General features: G+C 70.9%; 16 protein-coding genes. 7 read left to right on the forward strand and 9 right to left on the reverse strand.

Annotated features, from left to right (window positions below; all coding sequences use genetic code 11):
- Positions 1-762 carry an SDR family oxidoreductase gene (locus AFR_RS03420; protein WP_023357907.1) on the reverse strand — a complete coding sequence of 254 codons (762 nt, stop codon included), beginning with the start codon at positions 760-762 and terminating at the stop codon, positions 1-3.
- A gap of 187 nt (positions 763-949) precedes the next feature.
- Here AFR_RS03420 and AFR_RS03425 point away from each other — a divergent pair, with 187 nt between their 5' ends.
- The 3 genes from AFR_RS03425 (at position 950) to AFR_RS03435 (ending at position 3173) form a co-directional block, all read left to right on the forward strand.
- Positions 950-2062, forward strand: a complete 1113-nt coding sequence (locus tag AFR_RS03425) for a M48 family metallopeptidase (RefSeq protein WP_023357908.1) — start codon at positions 950-952, stop codon at positions 2060-2062.
- An 81-nt stretch (positions 2063-2143) separates the two neighbouring features.
- The gene (gene def, locus AFR_RS03430) at positions 2144-2683 is read left to right on the forward strand and encodes a peptide deformylase (RefSeq protein ID WP_041840575.1); all 540 of its coding nucleotides are present in this window, start codon (positions 2144-2146) and stop codon (positions 2681-2683) included.
- Entirely contained in the window at positions 2673-3173 is a 501-nt protein-coding gene (locus AFR_RS03435) for a class I SAM-dependent methyltransferase (RefSeq protein ID WP_023357910.1), read from the forward strand. Before def ends, AFR_RS03435 begins: the two co-directional genes overlap by 11 nt.
- A gap of 113 nt (positions 3174-3286) precedes the next feature.
- On the opposite strand, the gene AFR_RS03440 is transcribed toward AFR_RS03435, so the two are convergent.
- Complete coding sequence (locus AFR_RS03440; protein ID WP_084297894.1) at positions 3287-4498, reverse strand: cytochrome P450; 1212 nt, start codon at positions 4496-4498, stop codon at positions 3287-3289.
- A gap of 207 nt (positions 4499-4705) precedes the next feature.
- Here AFR_RS03440 and AFR_RS03445 point away from each other — a divergent pair, with 207 nt between their 5' ends.
- The gene (locus tag AFR_RS03445; RefSeq protein ID WP_041841740.1) at positions 4706-5125 is read left to right on the forward strand and encodes a helix-turn-helix domain-containing protein; all 420 of its coding nucleotides are present in this window, start codon (positions 4706-4708) and stop codon (positions 5123-5125) included.
- 6 nt (positions 5126-5131) lie between these two features.
- Here the strand turns inward: AFR_RS03445 and AFR_RS03450 are convergent, their stop codons facing one another.
- The 5 genes from AFR_RS03450 to AFR_RS03470 all read right to left on the reverse strand — a co-directional run bounded on the left by AFR_RS03450 (position 5132) and on the right by AFR_RS03470 (position 9909).
- Positions 5132-6292: an MAB_1171c family putative transporter gene (locus AFR_RS03450; RefSeq protein ID WP_023357913.1), complete on the reverse strand. Its 1161-nt coding sequence runs from the start codon at positions 6290-6292 to the stop codon at positions 5132-5134.
- Entirely contained in the window at positions 6289-6678 is a 390-nt protein-coding gene (locus AFR_RS03455; RefSeq protein WP_193786351.1) for a hypothetical protein, read from the reverse strand. The genes AFR_RS03450 and AFR_RS03455 overlap by 4 nt, the downstream gene beginning before the upstream one ends.
- Positions 6679-6856: 178 nt before the next feature.
- Positions 6857-8083, reverse strand: a complete 1227-nt coding sequence (gene nhaA / locus AFR_RS03460) for a Na+/H+ antiporter NhaA (RefSeq protein ID WP_023357915.1) — start codon at positions 8081-8083, stop codon at positions 6857-6859.
- 75 nt (positions 8084-8158) lie between these two features.
- Complete coding sequence (locus AFR_RS03465; protein ID WP_023357916.1) at positions 8159-8998, reverse strand: ABC transporter permease; 840 nt, start codon at positions 8996-8998, stop codon at positions 8159-8161.
- Positions 8995-9909: an ATP-binding cassette domain-containing protein gene (locus AFR_RS03470; RefSeq protein WP_023357917.1), complete on the reverse strand. Its 915-nt coding sequence runs from the start codon at positions 9907-9909 to the stop codon at positions 8995-8997. The genes AFR_RS03465 and AFR_RS03470 overlap by 4 nt, the downstream gene beginning before the upstream one ends.
- Before the next feature lie 145 nt (positions 9910-10054).
- On the opposite strand from AFR_RS03470, the gene AFR_RS03475 reads away from it, so the two are divergent.
- From AFR_RS03475 to AFR_RS03485, 3 genes are read left to right on the forward strand one after another with little or no spacing between them, the layout of a single operon-like run.
- On the forward strand, positions 10055-11266 hold the full coding sequence (locus tag AFR_RS03475; RefSeq protein WP_023357918.1) for a sensor histidine kinase: 1212 nt from the start codon (positions 10055-10057) through the stop codon (positions 11264-11266).
- Positions 11263-11940 carry a response regulator gene (locus AFR_RS03480; RefSeq protein WP_023357919.1) on the forward strand — a complete coding sequence of 226 codons (678 nt, stop codon included), beginning with the start codon at positions 11263-11265 and terminating at the stop codon, positions 11938-11940. Before AFR_RS03475 ends, AFR_RS03480 begins: the two co-directional genes overlap by 4 nt.
- Complete coding sequence (locus tag AFR_RS03485; RefSeq protein WP_023357920.1) at positions 11937-12800, forward strand: DMT family protein; 864 nt, start codon at positions 11937-11939, stop codon at positions 12798-12800. Before AFR_RS03480 ends, AFR_RS03485 begins: the two co-directional genes overlap by 4 nt.
- Here the strand turns inward: AFR_RS03485 and AFR_RS03490 are convergent.
- Together AFR_RS03490 and AFR_RS03495 are read right to left on the reverse strand one after the other, a co-directional pair.
- A complete protein-coding gene (locus AFR_RS03490) occupies positions 12727-13959 on the reverse strand; it encodes an MFS transporter (protein WP_023357921.1) in 1233 nt (410 codons plus the stop codon). The two genes, AFR_RS03485 and AFR_RS03490, sit on opposite strands and share 74 nt — an antisense overlap.
- Positions 13949-14488 (reverse strand): ArsR/SmtB family transcription factor, encoded by a 540-nt coding sequence (locus AFR_RS03495; protein ID WP_023357922.1) that lies wholly within the window; start codon positions 14486-14488, stop codon positions 13949-13951. Before AFR_RS03495 ends, AFR_RS03490 begins: the two co-directional genes overlap by 11 nt.
- Positions 14489-14546: the final 58 nt, after the last annotated feature.

The following is a 14546-nucleotide window of genomic DNA, read 5'->3' on the forward strand; positions in this document are numbered from 1 at the left end:
TCAGTCCATTCCGCCGAGGACGTTCTGGTCCCAGTCGATGACCGAGCCGGTCACCACGCCGCTGCGCGTGGAGAGCAGGAAGACCACAAAGTCCGCGATCTCGTCGACCTGGCTGAGCTTGCCCATCGGCAGGTTCTTCGCGGCCCGCTCGCGCCAGCCGTCGTCGGCGGCGTGGAAGGCGCGCTGCGTGACGTCCTCACCCTCGGTGTCGGTCCAGCCGATGTCGAGGCCGTTGATGCGGATCCGGTCGAAGCGGTGCGCGTGGGCGGCGTTGCGGGTCAGCCCGGCCAGCCCAGCCTTCGCGGCAACGTACGGCGCGAGATACGGCTGCCCGCCCAGCTCGGACGAGGAGATGATGTTGACGATCGTGCCGGGCTCACCGCGGCGGACCATGTCCTGCACGGCTGCCTGCATCAGGAAGAACGGCCCGCGCAGGTTGACCGCGATGTGCTGATCAAAAAGCTCCGGGGTGGTGTCGAGCAGGGTGCCGCGCGAGGTCAGCCCGGCCGCGTTGACCAGGCAGTCGATGCGGCCGTGGCGTTCGATCGTCGCGCGGGCGGACGTACGGGCGCTGTCCACGTCGGACACGTCGGACTGCAGGTAGGTGCCACCCAGTTCGCGGGCCAGCGGCTCGCCGCTCTCGGGTCGGCGGCCGGTCACGACGACGGACGCGCCCTCGCGGGCCGCCGCCCGGGCGACGCCCGCGCCGATGCCCTGTGTCCCGCCGCTGACCAGGACGACTCTTCCCTGAAGAAGCTTCACGCCTCCGAGAATGCGGTCGTTACATGATCGTAACAAGGCTGGGGACCCATCAAAAACACCTCAGGCCGGGTCGGCCGAAAGTCTGATCCTGGCTGGGCAGAGTCCCGCTCGGAGCCGATGTGCCCGGGCCGCCCCGGAAGCCAAGCTGGTGGCCGGATCAGGAGACCGAGTCGCTGAGGGGACCACCATGACGATCGACGACGACAATCGACCGGCCCGGCAGCGGGTCACGCTGACCGACATCAGCTCCCGGGCCTGGGAACACCCCGCCGACCGGGGTGCGCTGACCGCCCTGCGTGAGCTGCGCGGCTTCGACGACGTCGTCAAGGCGTTCTTCGGCATGTGGAACGAGCGCGGTTTCCGCCTCTCGTACCTGGCCGGGTCGATCCGCGTCGATCACCGCCAGTACCCGCGGGTCTATCAGCGGTACGCCGAGGCGGCGACGACGCTGGACGTCGCCGAGCTGCCCGAGCTGTTCGTCACCCAGTCGCCGATGATCCACGGCCAGGCGATCGGCATGGACAAGCCGTTCATCGTCATCACCACGGGCGCGGTCGAGAAGCTCGACGACGACGAGCTGCGTGCGCTGCTGGGTCACGAGATCGGGCACGTCCGCAGCGGTCACGCCGTCTACAAGACGATCATGATGATCCTGACCAAGTGGGCGACCAGCGTCAGCTGGCTCCCGATCGGCGCGATCGCACTCCGGGCGATCATCGCCGCGATGTACGAGTGGTGGCGCAAGGCCGAGCTCTCCGCCGACCGTGCGGGCCTGCTCGCCGGCCAGGACCCGTCAGCCTCGATCCGCCTGCTGATGAAGCTCGCGGGTGGCGGCGACCTGTCGCAGATCGACACCGCGGCCTTCCTCGAGCAGGCGGCGGAATACCAGGGTGGCGGCGACCTGCGCGACAGCATCCACAAGATCAGCATGACGGCCTGGAGTAGCCACCCGGTGCCGGTCGCCCGCGCGGCCGAGCTGCGCCGCTGGATCGACTCCGGCGACTACGCCCGCATCGTCGGTGGCGACTACCCGCGCCGGGACTCGGACGGCAACGCGTCGGTCACCGGCGACGTCAAGGCCGCGGCGAGTCACTACCGGGAGTCGTTCCAGAACTCTCAGGACCCGCTGGTCACGCTGGCCCGCCGGGTGACCGGTGGCGCGGCCGACCTCGGCGACTGGGCCGGCACGCAGGCCGGGAAGGCCCGCGCCTGGGCCAGCACGGCTGCGGACGCTGCCGGCCGTGCCGCACGCCGGGAGAGCCGTCCGGCCGACAACCCCGGTGACACCCCGCAGGCCTGATCGCTTGACGTCGCCCGCGTTCCGGTCCCCCGTTCCGGAGCGCGGGCGTCTTGCTGCCCGGGGCCGTCATAAAATCGGGCTGTGCAGACTCGTGCCGGAACTCCGCGACCCATCACCCGTTATGGAAACCCCGTCCTGCACCGCCGGTGCGCCGAGGTGACCGTCTTCGACGACGAGCTTCAGCAGCTCGTAGCCGACATGTTCGCCTCGATGGCCGCGGCGGAAGGGGTCGGGCTCGCCGCCAACCAGATCGGCGTCGACGCGCGGGTGTTCGTCGTCGACTGCCCCGACGCCACCGAGACCCACGTCGTCGCGCACGTCGTCAACCCCGTGCTGCACCTGCCCGACGGGCGTGAGCTCGAGGTCGACAGCGAGGGCTGCCTGTCGGTGCCCGGCGTCCGTGCCGACATCGGCCGGCCCACCACGGCGTACGTGACCGGTGTCGACATGCACGGCGCCCCGGTTCGCATCGACGGCACGGGCCTGCTGGCGCGCTGCCTGCAGCACGAGACCGACCACCTCGACGGTCTGCTCTACGTCGACCGCCTGCCCGCCAAGAAGCGCAAGAAGATGCTGGCGGAGAGCGCGGAAGCTCCCGGCGTCGGCGTCCTTGAATCCTGACCGGGTCCGCGGGGCGATCGAGGTCATCGCGCCGGCGCCCGGTGACGAGCTGCTCGAGATCGGCTGCGGTCCGGGTGTCGCCGCCGGGCTGGTCTGCGAACGCCTGACCACCGGGCGGCTGCTCGCGATCGACCGGTCGGCCGTCGCCGTCGGACGCACGACGCGCCGCAACGCGGCCCACGTGGACGCCGGCCGGCTCGAGGTGCGCCGGAGCAGCCTCGGCGAATTAACTGCCGAACGGCAAGTATTTGTCACGGCGTACGCCATGGACGTCAATGTTTTTTGGACCACGCCGGGTGCGGGCCTGGACGTTCTCGCGGGGGTGATCCGGCCCGGCGGGCGCTTATTGATCTTGTATGGCGGTGACGGTCCCACCTCCGCCGACCGGATCACCTCGACCGTCGCGTCGGCGGTGCGGGCCACCGGATTCGCCGATGTCAGGGTGCTGGGCGGGGAGTGGGGGATCGGCGTTTCGGCCCGCGCGCGTTGATCGTCGGTACGGATGGACAAGAACCGCAACGGTCGATACTCTTTCCTACGACGCCGTTGCGAGTTCTTCCCCCGTGGAATTCGCAGCGGCGCTCCTATTTCCCGGCTGAATCGTCAGCCGACGGTCACCGGCACACTGGTGTATCCGCGGATGGCCAGGCTGTCACGACGCCCCGGTTCGCCGGCGAGGGCCAGCCCGGGAAAGCGCGCCAGCAGCGCCGGGATCGCGATCTGCGCTTCCAGGCGGGCCAGCGGCGCACCGAGGCAGTAATGGATGCCGCCGCCGAAGGACAGCGGCGCGTTGTCCGGACGGGCCAGGTCGAGGCGGTCCGGGTCGGTGAACCGCTCCGGGTCCCGGTTGCCCGCACCGAGGTACGCCACGATGCGCTCGCCGCCGGACACGGGCACACCGGCGATCTCGATGTCGTCCCAGGCCACCCGGCTCAGCAGCTGCACCGGGGTGTCGAAACGCAGCAGCTCTTCGACCGCGCTCGCCGCCAGCCCGGGCTGCATTCGCAGCAGCTCCAGCTGGTCGGGGTTGCGCAGCAGGGAGACGACGCTGTTGCCGAGCAGGTTGGTGGTCGTCTCGAAGCCCGCGGCGAAGAGCAGGGCGGCCATCGTGAGCAGCTCGTCCTCGGTGAGCTTCTCGCCGTCTTCCTCGGCGGCGACCAGGGCGCTGATCAGGTCGTCACCGGGCTTGCGGCGGCGTTCGGCGGCCAGGCCGGCCAGGTAGGAGCGGATCGTGGCCGCGGCCGGGTCCGCGGTCGCCAGCACCTCGGGGGAGATGACCTCGAGCACCTGCGTCCAGTCGCGGACCAGCGTCTGGAACTGCGCGCGGTCGGGCTCCGGGATGCCGAGCAGCTCGCCGATGACGTTGACCGGCAGCGGGAAGCCGAACGCCTGCACGAAGTCGACCTCGCCGCTCATCGGCTCGAGGAGCTCCTCGACCATCTGCGCGATCCTCGGCTGCAGGGCCTGCACCCGCCGGGCGGTGAAGGACGAGCTGACCAGGCGGCGCAGCCGGGTGTGGTCGGGCGGGTTGATCGCCAGGATGCTGGTGAACAGCTGCTGCAGCGCGGGGTGCCGGTCCCAGTCGGGGCGGACGAACTCCATCATGTGTGACGGCATGTGGCCGAGTTTCGGGTGGCGGGTGACGGCGACGCAGTCGGCGTGCCGGGTCACGACCAGGGCGCCGTCCTCGGCGCGGACGACCGGCGAGATCTCGCGCAGTCGCCGGTAGCGCGGATAGGGATCGTCCCGCCCCGGCAACCGGGTCAGCTCATCGAGCAGGGTCGTCACCTCGGGACTCTCCACAATGTCCGTCACGGTGAGAAGAATACCGGTCGCTTGAGCGACGGGAGTGTTTCGTTTACGCTCCCAACGAGCACCATAAATCTGAGTTTACGGTCGTTCGCGGTGCCCTCACATCGGGGGATGTGCAGCTCCGGCTGCTCATGGGCACCGATGCAGCGGCCGGTTTTCGTCGGTATGATCCGCATGTCCGATCTTGGCCCGGCGACGAGGGGAGTGCGCGTGCCCAGCGAGTTCTCCATCGCCGAAAAACTGGACCGGCTCTTCAAGCAGGTCCGGTCCGCGGGCCAGGGCGAGGCCAGTTACATGGCCGTCGCCGAGGCGATCCGGGCCCAGCAGGGCATCCAGATCTCCCACACCTACATCTGGCAGCTGCGGACCGGGCGGCGTGACAACCCGACGGTGCAGCACCTGACCGGGCTGGCCACCTTTTTCGGGGTGCCCGTCGCCTATTTCCTGGACGACGCCGAGGCCCGCAAGATCGACGGTCAGCTGGCGCTGCTGAGCTCGCTGCGGGACGCCCAGGTCACCGAGATCGCACTGCGGGCCGCGGACGTGTCACCGAGCAGCCGCGACACGATCGGCGAGCTGGTGCGCAAGGTGTGGGAGCTGGAACGCGACCGTCGCCGACCCGAGGCCTGAGACCCGTCAGCCTGCCACCGTCGCGGTGCGCCGGCGCGTGAACGCGGCCGGTTCCTTGCGGCGGAAGGCCGCCGCGACCGCGCTGAGCCAGGCGACCTCGTCGGCGACCTCACCACCCACCTGCGCCCAGTGGTCGCCGTTGTCCACGGGCGGCAACCCGGAGTCGTGCCGGTGCAGGGCCAGCGTGATGCCGCACGCCTCGATCAGCGCCGGACTCTCACCCACGAAGAGCCGCGCCTCGGCCAGCGTGCCGGCGGGCAGATAGTCGCGCAGGGTCAGCATGCCGTCCCGGATCTCGATGACCCGGCGGTAGAGCCGCAGCTGGACGTCGTCGACACCGGCCAGCTCGACCAGGGCGCGCCGCCGCGAGAAGAGGATCACCTGCGGGAAGGTCCGCCGCATCACCCGCCACAGTGGACGAAGAGCCCACAGCGAACGGTACGACCGGATCACCGAGCGCAGCTTTCCGCCCGCCGGGACGGCCGCGCCGACGACGGCGAGGATCGTGCCGGCCGACCGCAGGGCGTTGGCGATGGGCTCGATCTCCTGCAGGGGCAGGGTCAGACCCGAACCGTGCGCCACGATCACACCGGTCTTCAGCACCGCGTACGCGGCCACCAGGAACGTCCCCATCGCGATGGCCCGCAGACCGTTGCGGAGCAGGCGCGCCGCGGCCGACCGGCTGATCCGCCAGAACAGCGCGGTCGCAATGACCAGAACCGTGCCCAGGTAACCGTTCAGCACCACCCAGTACGCCGTCGCCGAAGGTGTCAGGGTTGCTGCCATCAGGTCGGCGCCCGTGGTCGAGATGCCTCCGGGTGTCGCGTTCATCAGCACGATGAGCAGGACGACCACCACACCGGCCAGGAGTGGCTGGTATCGGGCGGCCCGGGGATGAGCGGCGTCGTAAGCGGTGATCAGCGAGATGAACCGCAGCAGGAAGTACGCGGCCGCGACCCCGAGCAGGTGCGGCAGGATCTGCGGATGCGGGATCAGCTCGCCGAGCACGGAGTTGACGCCGGGCGTCGCCACGGTCTTGGTCAGCGCCAGCGCGCACAGCGTCGCCCACATGGCCCGCTGCTGGGCGTCGCGCCACAGCGTCGGCAGACGTGCCGCGACCGTGCCCCACAGGACAACAAGCAGGATGCCGGTGAGAGCGCCGTTCAAGACTGGAAGTTGAGCACGTCGGCGACCCGGCCGAGAGTGCCGCCGGGCCGCTCGTCACCGGTGGTCTCCGGTCCGGACCGGGCGCGGATCAGCGAGGCCAGCATCTCGGCCTCACGCTCCTGCGCGGTGGTGTAACTGACCCGGCCGAGGATGGTCGTGACCGTCGACGGATCGAGGTCGGGGACGAGCCGGGCGAGGGCCCCGCCGCTGACGTCGAGGCCGGTGGTGTGACCGCTGAGCATGTGGCCGAGCTCGTGCAGGACGATGTGTTCGGCGTGCAGCCGTGAGGTGCCCGGATCGTAGAAGACGTAGTCCGCGGTCGGCACCGAGATCCACAGGCCGCACGGTGCGCCGGCGGTCAGGCCGGGCATGGGTTGCAGACTCAACGGCCGTCCGCGGTGGGAGGCCACCACCGCGCAGAACGTGCTCAGATCGAACGGTCGTGGGATCGGAATGTTCTGAATGCGACGCTCGCAGCGCCTGCGTAGCCGGCTCACCCAGTGCCCCCCGGTCTAGGTCCGGTCGCCAAGGCTACCCGCAGTGCCGAAACACGACAGTGGCGCGTCAGCGTTGGTAGACGTCCGGGATGCCGTCCTCGTCCGCGTCGTGCGACTCCTCGACGGCGATCAGCCGGTAGTGCCGGTCGCGCAGCCGCAGGACGATCGTCGCCAGCAGTGCGGAGATCAGGGAACCCAGGAGGATGCCGATCTTCGCGTGGCCGTCGCGGACGGTGCCGGACCCGTAGGCGAGCTCGCCGATCAGCAGTGACACCGTGAAGCCGATCCCGCCCAGCAGGGACAGGCCGAGGACGTCCCACCAGCTCAGGCCCGGGTCGAGGCTGGCGCGGGTGAAACGCTGCACCAGCCAGGTCGCGCCGGTGATGCCGATCGTCTTGCCGGCGACCAGACCGACGATCATGCCGATCGTCACCGAGTCGCGCAGGCTGGCGCCGAGTCCGCCCGCCGCGGCCACCGAGACCCCGGCGGCGAAGAAGGCGAAGACCGGTACGGCGAACCCGGACGACAGCGGCCGGATGCGGCGTTCGAAATGCTCGGCCATCCCGTCCCTGTGCACGGGAACCGTGAAGGCGAGCAGAACACCGGCCACCGTCGCGTGGATGCCGGACTCGTGCACCAGGAACCAGGTCACCGCGGCCGGCGGCAGCAGCAGCCACCATCGGTGTACGCCGCGCTGGACGAGCAGGCCGAATCCTGCCAGCGGCAGCAGCGCCAGCAGCAGTGGCAGGAGGTGCAGCGACGACGTGTAGAAGATCGCGATGATCGTGATGGCGAGCAGGTCGTCGACGACGGCCAGCGTCAGCAGGAACGTCCGCAGCGCGGCGGGCAGATGGGTGCCGATGACCGCGAGCACGGCCAGCGCGAACGCGATGTCGGTCGCGGTCGGCGTGGCCCATCCGGCGAGGGCGCCACTGTTCAGGTTGATCACGGTGAAGATCACGGCGGGTGCGATCATCCCGCCGACGGCGGCCACGACGGGCAGTGCGGCGCGGCGTGGATCACGCAGGTCCCCGGCGACGAACTCCCGCTTGAGCTCCAGACCGGCGACGAAGAAGAAGATCGCCAGCAGCCCGTCGGCCGCCCACTCCGCGAGGGTGAGCGGTCCGACGTGCAGAGCGGAGAGGCTGCGGTAGCTGTCACCCCAGGGTGAGTTGGCCCAGGCGAGGCCGGCCAGCGCGGCGACCAGGAGCAGCACTCCGCCGACGGTTTCGGCGCGCAGCAGCTCGGCGATCCGGCGTGCCTCGGGCCAGGTGCCGCGTCCGAAGAGGGACAATGAGGGCCTCCGGTGGGGTCGCCGACAGAATCGCCGACCAGACTTCCCGGCACACCGGTTCCGACCCTATCGTGATCAGGCGTCGGAGCGCTTGAGGCGCCAGGCGCCACCCGCGACCACCGCGGCGACGTAGGCCACGAAGACGGCGAGGCCGGCCCAGGGGGTCAGGGCGCCCGAGCCCTCGGTCACCGCCGTGAACGCGTCACCGGCGTTGGCGGGCAGAAAGCGGACGACGTCGTCGCGCCAGGCGTCCGGCAGCAGGAGCTGAGCCACACCGCTGAGCAGAAACATCGCGCCGAACAGCGTGCTGATGGCGGCCGGGGTCGACCGCAGCAGCGCGCCGAGGGCCAAGCCGAGGACGCCGGAGCCGGCCAGGACAACCGCCGAGCCGACGACTGCGCGGGTCACGCCCGGGTCCGACCAGGAGGCGCCGCCGTCACCGATGATGGCCTGACCGCCGGTGAAGGCGACGGCCGAGGCGACAAGACCGACAACGAAGACCACCGCCGCAAAAACGGCGATCTTGCCCCAGAGGACCGGGAGGCGCTTCGGTACGGCCGTCAGCGACGAGCGGATCATGCCGGTGCTGTACTCACTGGCCATGAACAGCACGCCCAGGGTGCCGAAGGCCAGCTGCGCGAAGGTCAGACCGGCGAGACTGGCACTGACCGGGCCGAGGACGTCGGGGCCAGGACCGCCGGTGTCACCCGAGTTGAGCATCGAGGACGCGAGCAGGCCGATGCCGACGAGCAGGACGACGGCCGCGGCCAGCGTGACGGTCGTGGAACGCAACGACCAGAACTTGATCCACTCGGAGCGGACCACCCGCGCCTGGGTGACCTTGAGCTTGGACGCCACGACCGGCGCGGCGGCCTGAGCGGTGTCGGGGGGCGGGGAGAGGGTCGCGGTGCTCATGCTGCTGCTCCTACGGTCTGGTATTCGACGGCGTCCTTGGTCAGCTCCATGAACGCCTCCTCGAGCGAGGGCCGTTGCACGGTCAGCTCGTGCAGGGCGATGCCCGCCGCGGAGGCGCGGTCACCGACCTCGGCGGCGGAGAGGCCGGAGACCTCGAAGGCGCCGCGTTCGACGCTGAGCACGGTCACGCCCGGCCCGGTGATGAGGTCGTGGAGTTCGACGGCCCGCGGCGAGCGGACCAGCACGGTGTCGCGGGCGGCCTGCTCGATGAACGCGGCCACGGACACATCGGCGATCAGGCGGCCCTTCCCGACGACCACGAGGTGCTCGGCGGTCAGCGCCATCTCGCTCATCAGGTGCGAGGAGACAAAAACCGTGCGGCCCTGAGCGGCGAAGTTCTGCATCAGGTGGCGGATCCAGAGGATGCCTTCGGGGTCGAGGCCGTTGACGGGCTCGTCGAGGATCAGCACCTCGGGGTCGGCGAGCAGCGCGGACGCGATACCGAGGCGCTGGCCCATGCCCAGCGAGAAGGCGCCGGCGCGTTTGCGGGCGACCTCGTGCAGCCCGACGAGGTCGATCACCTCGTCGACGCGGCTGCGGGGTACGCCGGTGGTGGCCGCCATGGCGAGCAGGTGGTGGTAGGCGGAGCGCCCGGTGTGCACGGCCTTGGCGTCGAGCAGCGCGCCGGCCTGCTTGAGCGGTGCGGTGTGCTCGGCGTACGGGCGGCCGTTGATGGTCGCCGTGCCGGACGTGGGGCGGTCGAGCCCCAGGATCATGCGCATCGTGGTGGACTTGCCGGCGCCGTTGGGGCCGAGGAAGCCGGTGACGATGCCCGGCTTGACGGTGAACGTCAGCGAGTCGACGGCTGTCTTGGCGCCGTACCGTTTGGTGAGTTCGTGTACCTCGATCATGGGTACCAGGCTGGCGCGCCGGGCCTGTCATCCGCGTCGTCCCGCGGTGGGTAGATCCGTGTACTGCAACTGCGGTATCCGAGGTCACGTTCTTACCGCCCGGGGACGACGTTCTGTCGGCCCCTCCGCGCGTAACGTGATCGGCATGGAGCTGGGCGGATGGCACGAGACACGGGTGGGGCAGGCAGTTCGCCACCATCCGCTGCTCTGTGACGCCGCCCTCGGCGTGGCGCTGGCGATCTTCGCGGTCATCGCCCTGCGCGTCGGGCCGCACGGTGAGACACCGCGCTCGCCCGGAGTCGCCGACGTCTTCGCGATCGCCGTCGCCTTCCTGGCCGTCTCCCTGCGCCGCGTCCGGACCCGGCCGGCGCTGATCGTCGCGGCGATCGCCTGGACCGCGGTGGTCGGGGTCCACCACGAGCGGCAGCCGGTGCTGACCGCGGCCCTGGTCGTCCTTCTCTTCACCCACGCGAGCCGCACCGACCGGCGGACGGCCTGGATCACCGCCGGTTGTGTCGCCGCGGCCCTCTACCTGGCCGGTGTCGCGTGGGGCGGCGGTGGCTGGTGGGCACCGGAAAACCTGGGCGGTGTCGCCTGGATCGGCATGGCCACGGCCATCGGGGACGCCACCCGCAGCCGCCGGGCCTACGTCGCCGAGGTCGAGGAGCGGGCCCGGCGTGCCGAGCAGAGCCGCGACGAGGAGGCCCGCCGTCGTGTCGTCGAGGAGCGGGTCCGCATCGCCCGGGAGCTGCACGACGTCGTCGCCCACCACATCGCCGTCATCAAGGTGCAGGCCACCGGGGCCAAACACATCCTGGCGCACCGCCCGGAACGTGTCGGCCCGGCGCTGGACCACATCAGCCGCTCCTCGGACGCCGTGCTCAAGGAGATCGCCTCGGTGGTCGGCCTGCTGCGCAGCTCCGAGAACCTCGACGGTGACCCGGCGCCGGCGACCGAGCCGACCCGCGGGCTGGCCCGGCTGAGCGGGCTGCTCGACGACCTCGCCGCCGCCGGGTTGCGTGTCGACCACCACCAGATCGGCGAGTCCCGCGAGCTGCCCGCGCTGGTCGACCTCGCGGCCTTCCGCATCGCGCAGGAGGCGCTCACCAACGCCCAGAAATACGGCGACGGCACCGCCCGTCTGATCGTGGCTTACACCGGCGACGGTGTGACCCTGGACATCACCAACCCGGTCAAGCGCGAGAACGCCCCGGCCGGATCCGGGTACGGCATCCTCGGCATGCGTGAGCGTGCCGCCTCCACGGGCGGCCTCCTCACGGCCTGCCCGGGGGCGCAGGGCCTGTTCGCGGTCCACGCCGAGCTGCCCTCCGCCGCCCTCGAGCCGGCCGCGTCATGACCATCCGCGTCCTGCTGGCCGACGACCAGCCGCTGATCCGGGCCGGCTTCCGGATGTTCGTCGAGCCCGACCCCGGCGTCGAGGTGGTCGGCGAGGCCGGCACTGGCCGCGAGGCCGTGCAGCTGGCCCGCTCCGAGCGGGCCGACGTGGTGCTCATGGACATTCGCATGCCGGACATGGACGGCATCGAGGCCACCCGTCACATCGCCGAGGCCGAGGACCTGGCCGGCGTGCGCGTGCTGGTCCTGACGACCTTCGAGAACGACGACAACGTCGTGCTGGCCCTGCGGGCGGGCGCGAGCGGTTTCCTCGGCAAGCACGTCGAGCCCGCCGATCTGCTGCACGCCATCCGGGTCGTCGCGGCGGGTGAGTCGTTACTCTCCCCGGCCGCGACCCGCGGACTGGTCAGCCGCTTCCTGAGCCAGCCGGTGCCCAGCGCACTGCCGGCGGCGTTGGAGCTCGGCGCTCTGACGGAACGCGAACGTGAGGTGCTGGCGCTGGTGGCGTACGGGCTGTCGAACGACGAGATCGCCGAGCGGCTGCACCTGTCGCCGCTGACGGTGAAGACACACATCAACCGGGCGATGAGCAAGCTCGGCGTCCGCGACCGCGCGCAGCTGGTCGTCATCGCGTACCAGAGTGGTCTGGTCCGTCCGGGGGAGACGCAGCCATGAGCTCGCTGGTGATCGCCGTGCTGCTGTGCATCGTCTCGGCCGCGGGTTACGCGGCCGCGGCCGTCCTGCAGGAGCGGGTGGCGCAGCGACCCCTCGGCGTGCTGGTCCGTTTGCCCGTGTGGTGGGTCGCGATCGCGCTGAACGGTGTCGGTGCTGCCCTGCACGTCGCCGCCCTGCGGTACGGCCCGCTCTCGCTGGTCCAGCCGTTCGGTGTGCTCACCCTGGTGCTGGCGGTCCCGCTGGCCGCGACGCTCGCCCGGCGGGCGGTCAGCCGCGTCGAGGGCCGTGGCATCTCCCTGACGGTGGCCGGCCTGGTCGGCATCCTGCTCCTCGCCGGTACGACCAACAGCATCGCCGTGCTCAGCACCGCCCAGCTCGTCGGGCTGCTGCTGGTGACCGCCACCGTGCTGACCGCCCTGGGCGGCTGGGGCGCAGTGCCGGGCGCCTCGGGCCTGTGGACCGCGGCCGCCGCCGGTGTCTCGTTCGGTGTCTCCTCGGCGCTGACGCAGACGGTCGCCGTGCACGTCACCGACGAGGGTTTCGGCGCCCTGCTCGACCCGACGGTTGCCGTTGCCGCGCTGGCGATCGCCGTCCTGTCCACGGCCGGCACGCTCTTCACCCAGCGGTCCTACCGTGACGGTCTCGGCGCGCCGCTGGCGGTCAGCACCCTGGCCAACCCGGTCGCCGCCGCGACGATCGGCCTGGTGCTGCTGGGCGAGCAGATCACCGGCGGCACGGTCGGCGCCCTGATCGCTCTGGCCAGCGCCGGTGCCGCGGCGGCCGGTGTCAGCCTGCTGACCCGGGCCCAGCTGAAACTGAAGGTTCCGGTGTCCGTCGCGCCCGAGGTGTGTCCCGCTTGATCTCCCGCACGGCGGTGAGCAGCGACAGGGCGCACCCGGTGCCGGCCACCGCGACGATCAGCAGGGTCGGTCCGATGCCCACGGCCGCGATCAGCAGACCGCCGCACGCGTAGGCGGCAAACCCTGCCGTGTTCTCCGTGGCCACCACGCCGGTCATCACGCGGGCCCGCAGCTCCGGCCGCGTCCGCAGCGTGAAGTACGACGTCAGGCAGGCGCTGAACACCGGGATGAACAGACCCGAGACCGCGAGCACCGCGCCCGTTCCCACCCAGCTGAGCGGCAGGGGCAGCAACCACAGGGGGCCCATCGCGCCGACCGCGGCGATCCCGCCCAGCGTCGCGGGTGACCAGCGGCCCGCCACCCAGACCGCCAGCACGCTCCCTGCCGCGAGTCCCAGACCGCTGGCCGAGACCAGCAGCCCATAGGTACGCGGATCGCCCGCGAACCGGGTGGTGGTCAGCACCGGCAACGTCACCATGATCAGCGGGTAGGTCACGCCGACAAAGAGCAACGAGACCGCCATCCACCGCAGCGCCGGATCGGCCGTCATGGTCCGGAGGCCGTGCCGAGCCCTGGTTGCCGTGGCCCGGGTCCGCGGGTGCACGAGGGTGAGCACGATCAGGAACGACAGCACAAACGTCAACGCGTCGACCAGCAGTACGTTCGCGGCGCCGAACACGCCGATGAGCACACCGGCCAGGGCCGGCCCAGCGAGATTGCCGACCCGGGTGGCGCCGTCCACCAGACTGTTCGCCCGTGTCACCCGGGCCGGTTCTTCGCCGACGAGCTCGGCGACCGCCAGACGCTGCGCGGCCACGTACGGCGCGGTGAAGCCACCGACCGTGAAAGCCAGCGCCAGCAGCACCGGAAACGCCAGGGCGTCGACGTGGAACAGCAGCGGAATCAGCGCGATCAGCGGCGCCCGGGCGGCGTCACCGAGCAGCATCGTGCGACGCGTACCGAGCCGGGTGACCAGTGCGCCCCCGGGCAGACCGAGCAGCACCACCCCGGCGACCTGCGCGGCGAGCACCAGACTCATCCGCGCCGGCGAACCGGTGGTCGTCAGCACGAACCAGGGCATCGCCACGGTGCTCGTCCACGACCCGGTGGTGGAGATCAGCTTCGCTGCCGTCAGCGCCGCGATCCCCTTACCGCTCATGGGGTAGCCCGTACGCGAAGAAGACAACCCGCTGGGCGTCCGCCGGCCGGTCCGCGGGGTCGGGCCGCCGGTATCCCGCCAGCAGCGCCTTGATGCGGTCGCTGACCTCGGCCAGCTCCGCAGTTGTCAGATGGCCGACGTCGTCGAGGAAAAACGCGGCGGTCTTCCACTCGGGTGTCAGCGCGTCCTCCGCGGCGACAAACTCGTCCACGACCCGCAGACGCTCCTTCAGGTACGCCGCCCGCAGCCCGTGATCCCCGTCGTTCCAGTCCCAGGACAAGCCCCGGTGCACAGCCCGCCAGGGTCGTTCGCGGCCGGTGCGCGCCTCGACGGCCTCCTCGACCAGCCCGAAGCGGGCCAACTGCGAGAGGTGGTAACTGACCGAGGCCGTCGACTCGCCGGTGTGCCCGGCGAGCGCACTGACACTGGCCGGGCCGATCTCCGACAGCAGCGCAATGATCCGCAGCCGGATCGGATGGGCGAGCGCCCGCATCACCCGGGCGTCGTTGAGGCGCGCTGGTTCTTCCATCGCCCGAGCTTAGCGCCTGCCCAAGAAAACTTGGCAAAGATTTCTTGGCTACCTTTCT

Origin of the sequence: Amorphoplanes friuliensis DSM 7358, from assembly GCF_000494755.1 — a bacterium.
Taxonomy (GTDB): Bacteria; Actinomycetota; Actinomycetes; order Mycobacteriales; family Micromonosporaceae; genus Actinoplanes; species Actinoplanes friuliensis.

Excerpts from the sequence above, each read along its gene's own strand:
- AFR_RS03425 (WP_023357908.1), top strand. The coding sequence starts at position 950 with ATGACGATCGACGACGACAATCGACCGGCCCGGCAGCGGGTCACGCTG.
- AFR_RS03465 (WP_023357916.1), bottom strand. The coding sequence starts at position 8,998 with ATGAGCACCGCGACCCTCTCCCCGCCCCCCGACACCGCTCAGGCCGCC.
- AFR_RS03470 (WP_023357917.1), bottom strand. The coding sequence starts at position 9,909 with ATGATCGAGGTACACGAACTCACCAAACGGTACGGCGCCAAGACAGCC.
- AFR_RS03475 (WP_023357918.1), top strand. The coding sequence starts at position 10,055 with ATGGAGCTGGGCGGATGGCACGAGACACGGGTGGGGCAGGCAGTTCGC.
- AFR_RS03480 (WP_023357919.1), top strand. The coding sequence starts at position 11,263 with ATGACCATCCGCGTCCTGCTGGCCGACGACCAGCCGCTGATCCGGGCC.
- AFR_RS03485 (WP_023357920.1), top strand. The coding sequence starts at position 11,937 with ATGAGCTCGCTGGTGATCGCCGTGCTGCTGTGCATCGTCTCGGCCGCG.
- AFR_RS03490 (WP_023357921.1), bottom strand. The coding sequence starts at position 13,959 with ATGAGCGGTAAGGGGATCGCGGCGCTGACGGCAGCGAAGCTGATCTCC.
- AFR_RS03495 (WP_023357922.1), bottom strand. The coding sequence starts at position 14,488 with ATGGAAGAACCAGCGCGCCTCAACGACGCCCGGGTGATGCGGGCGCTC.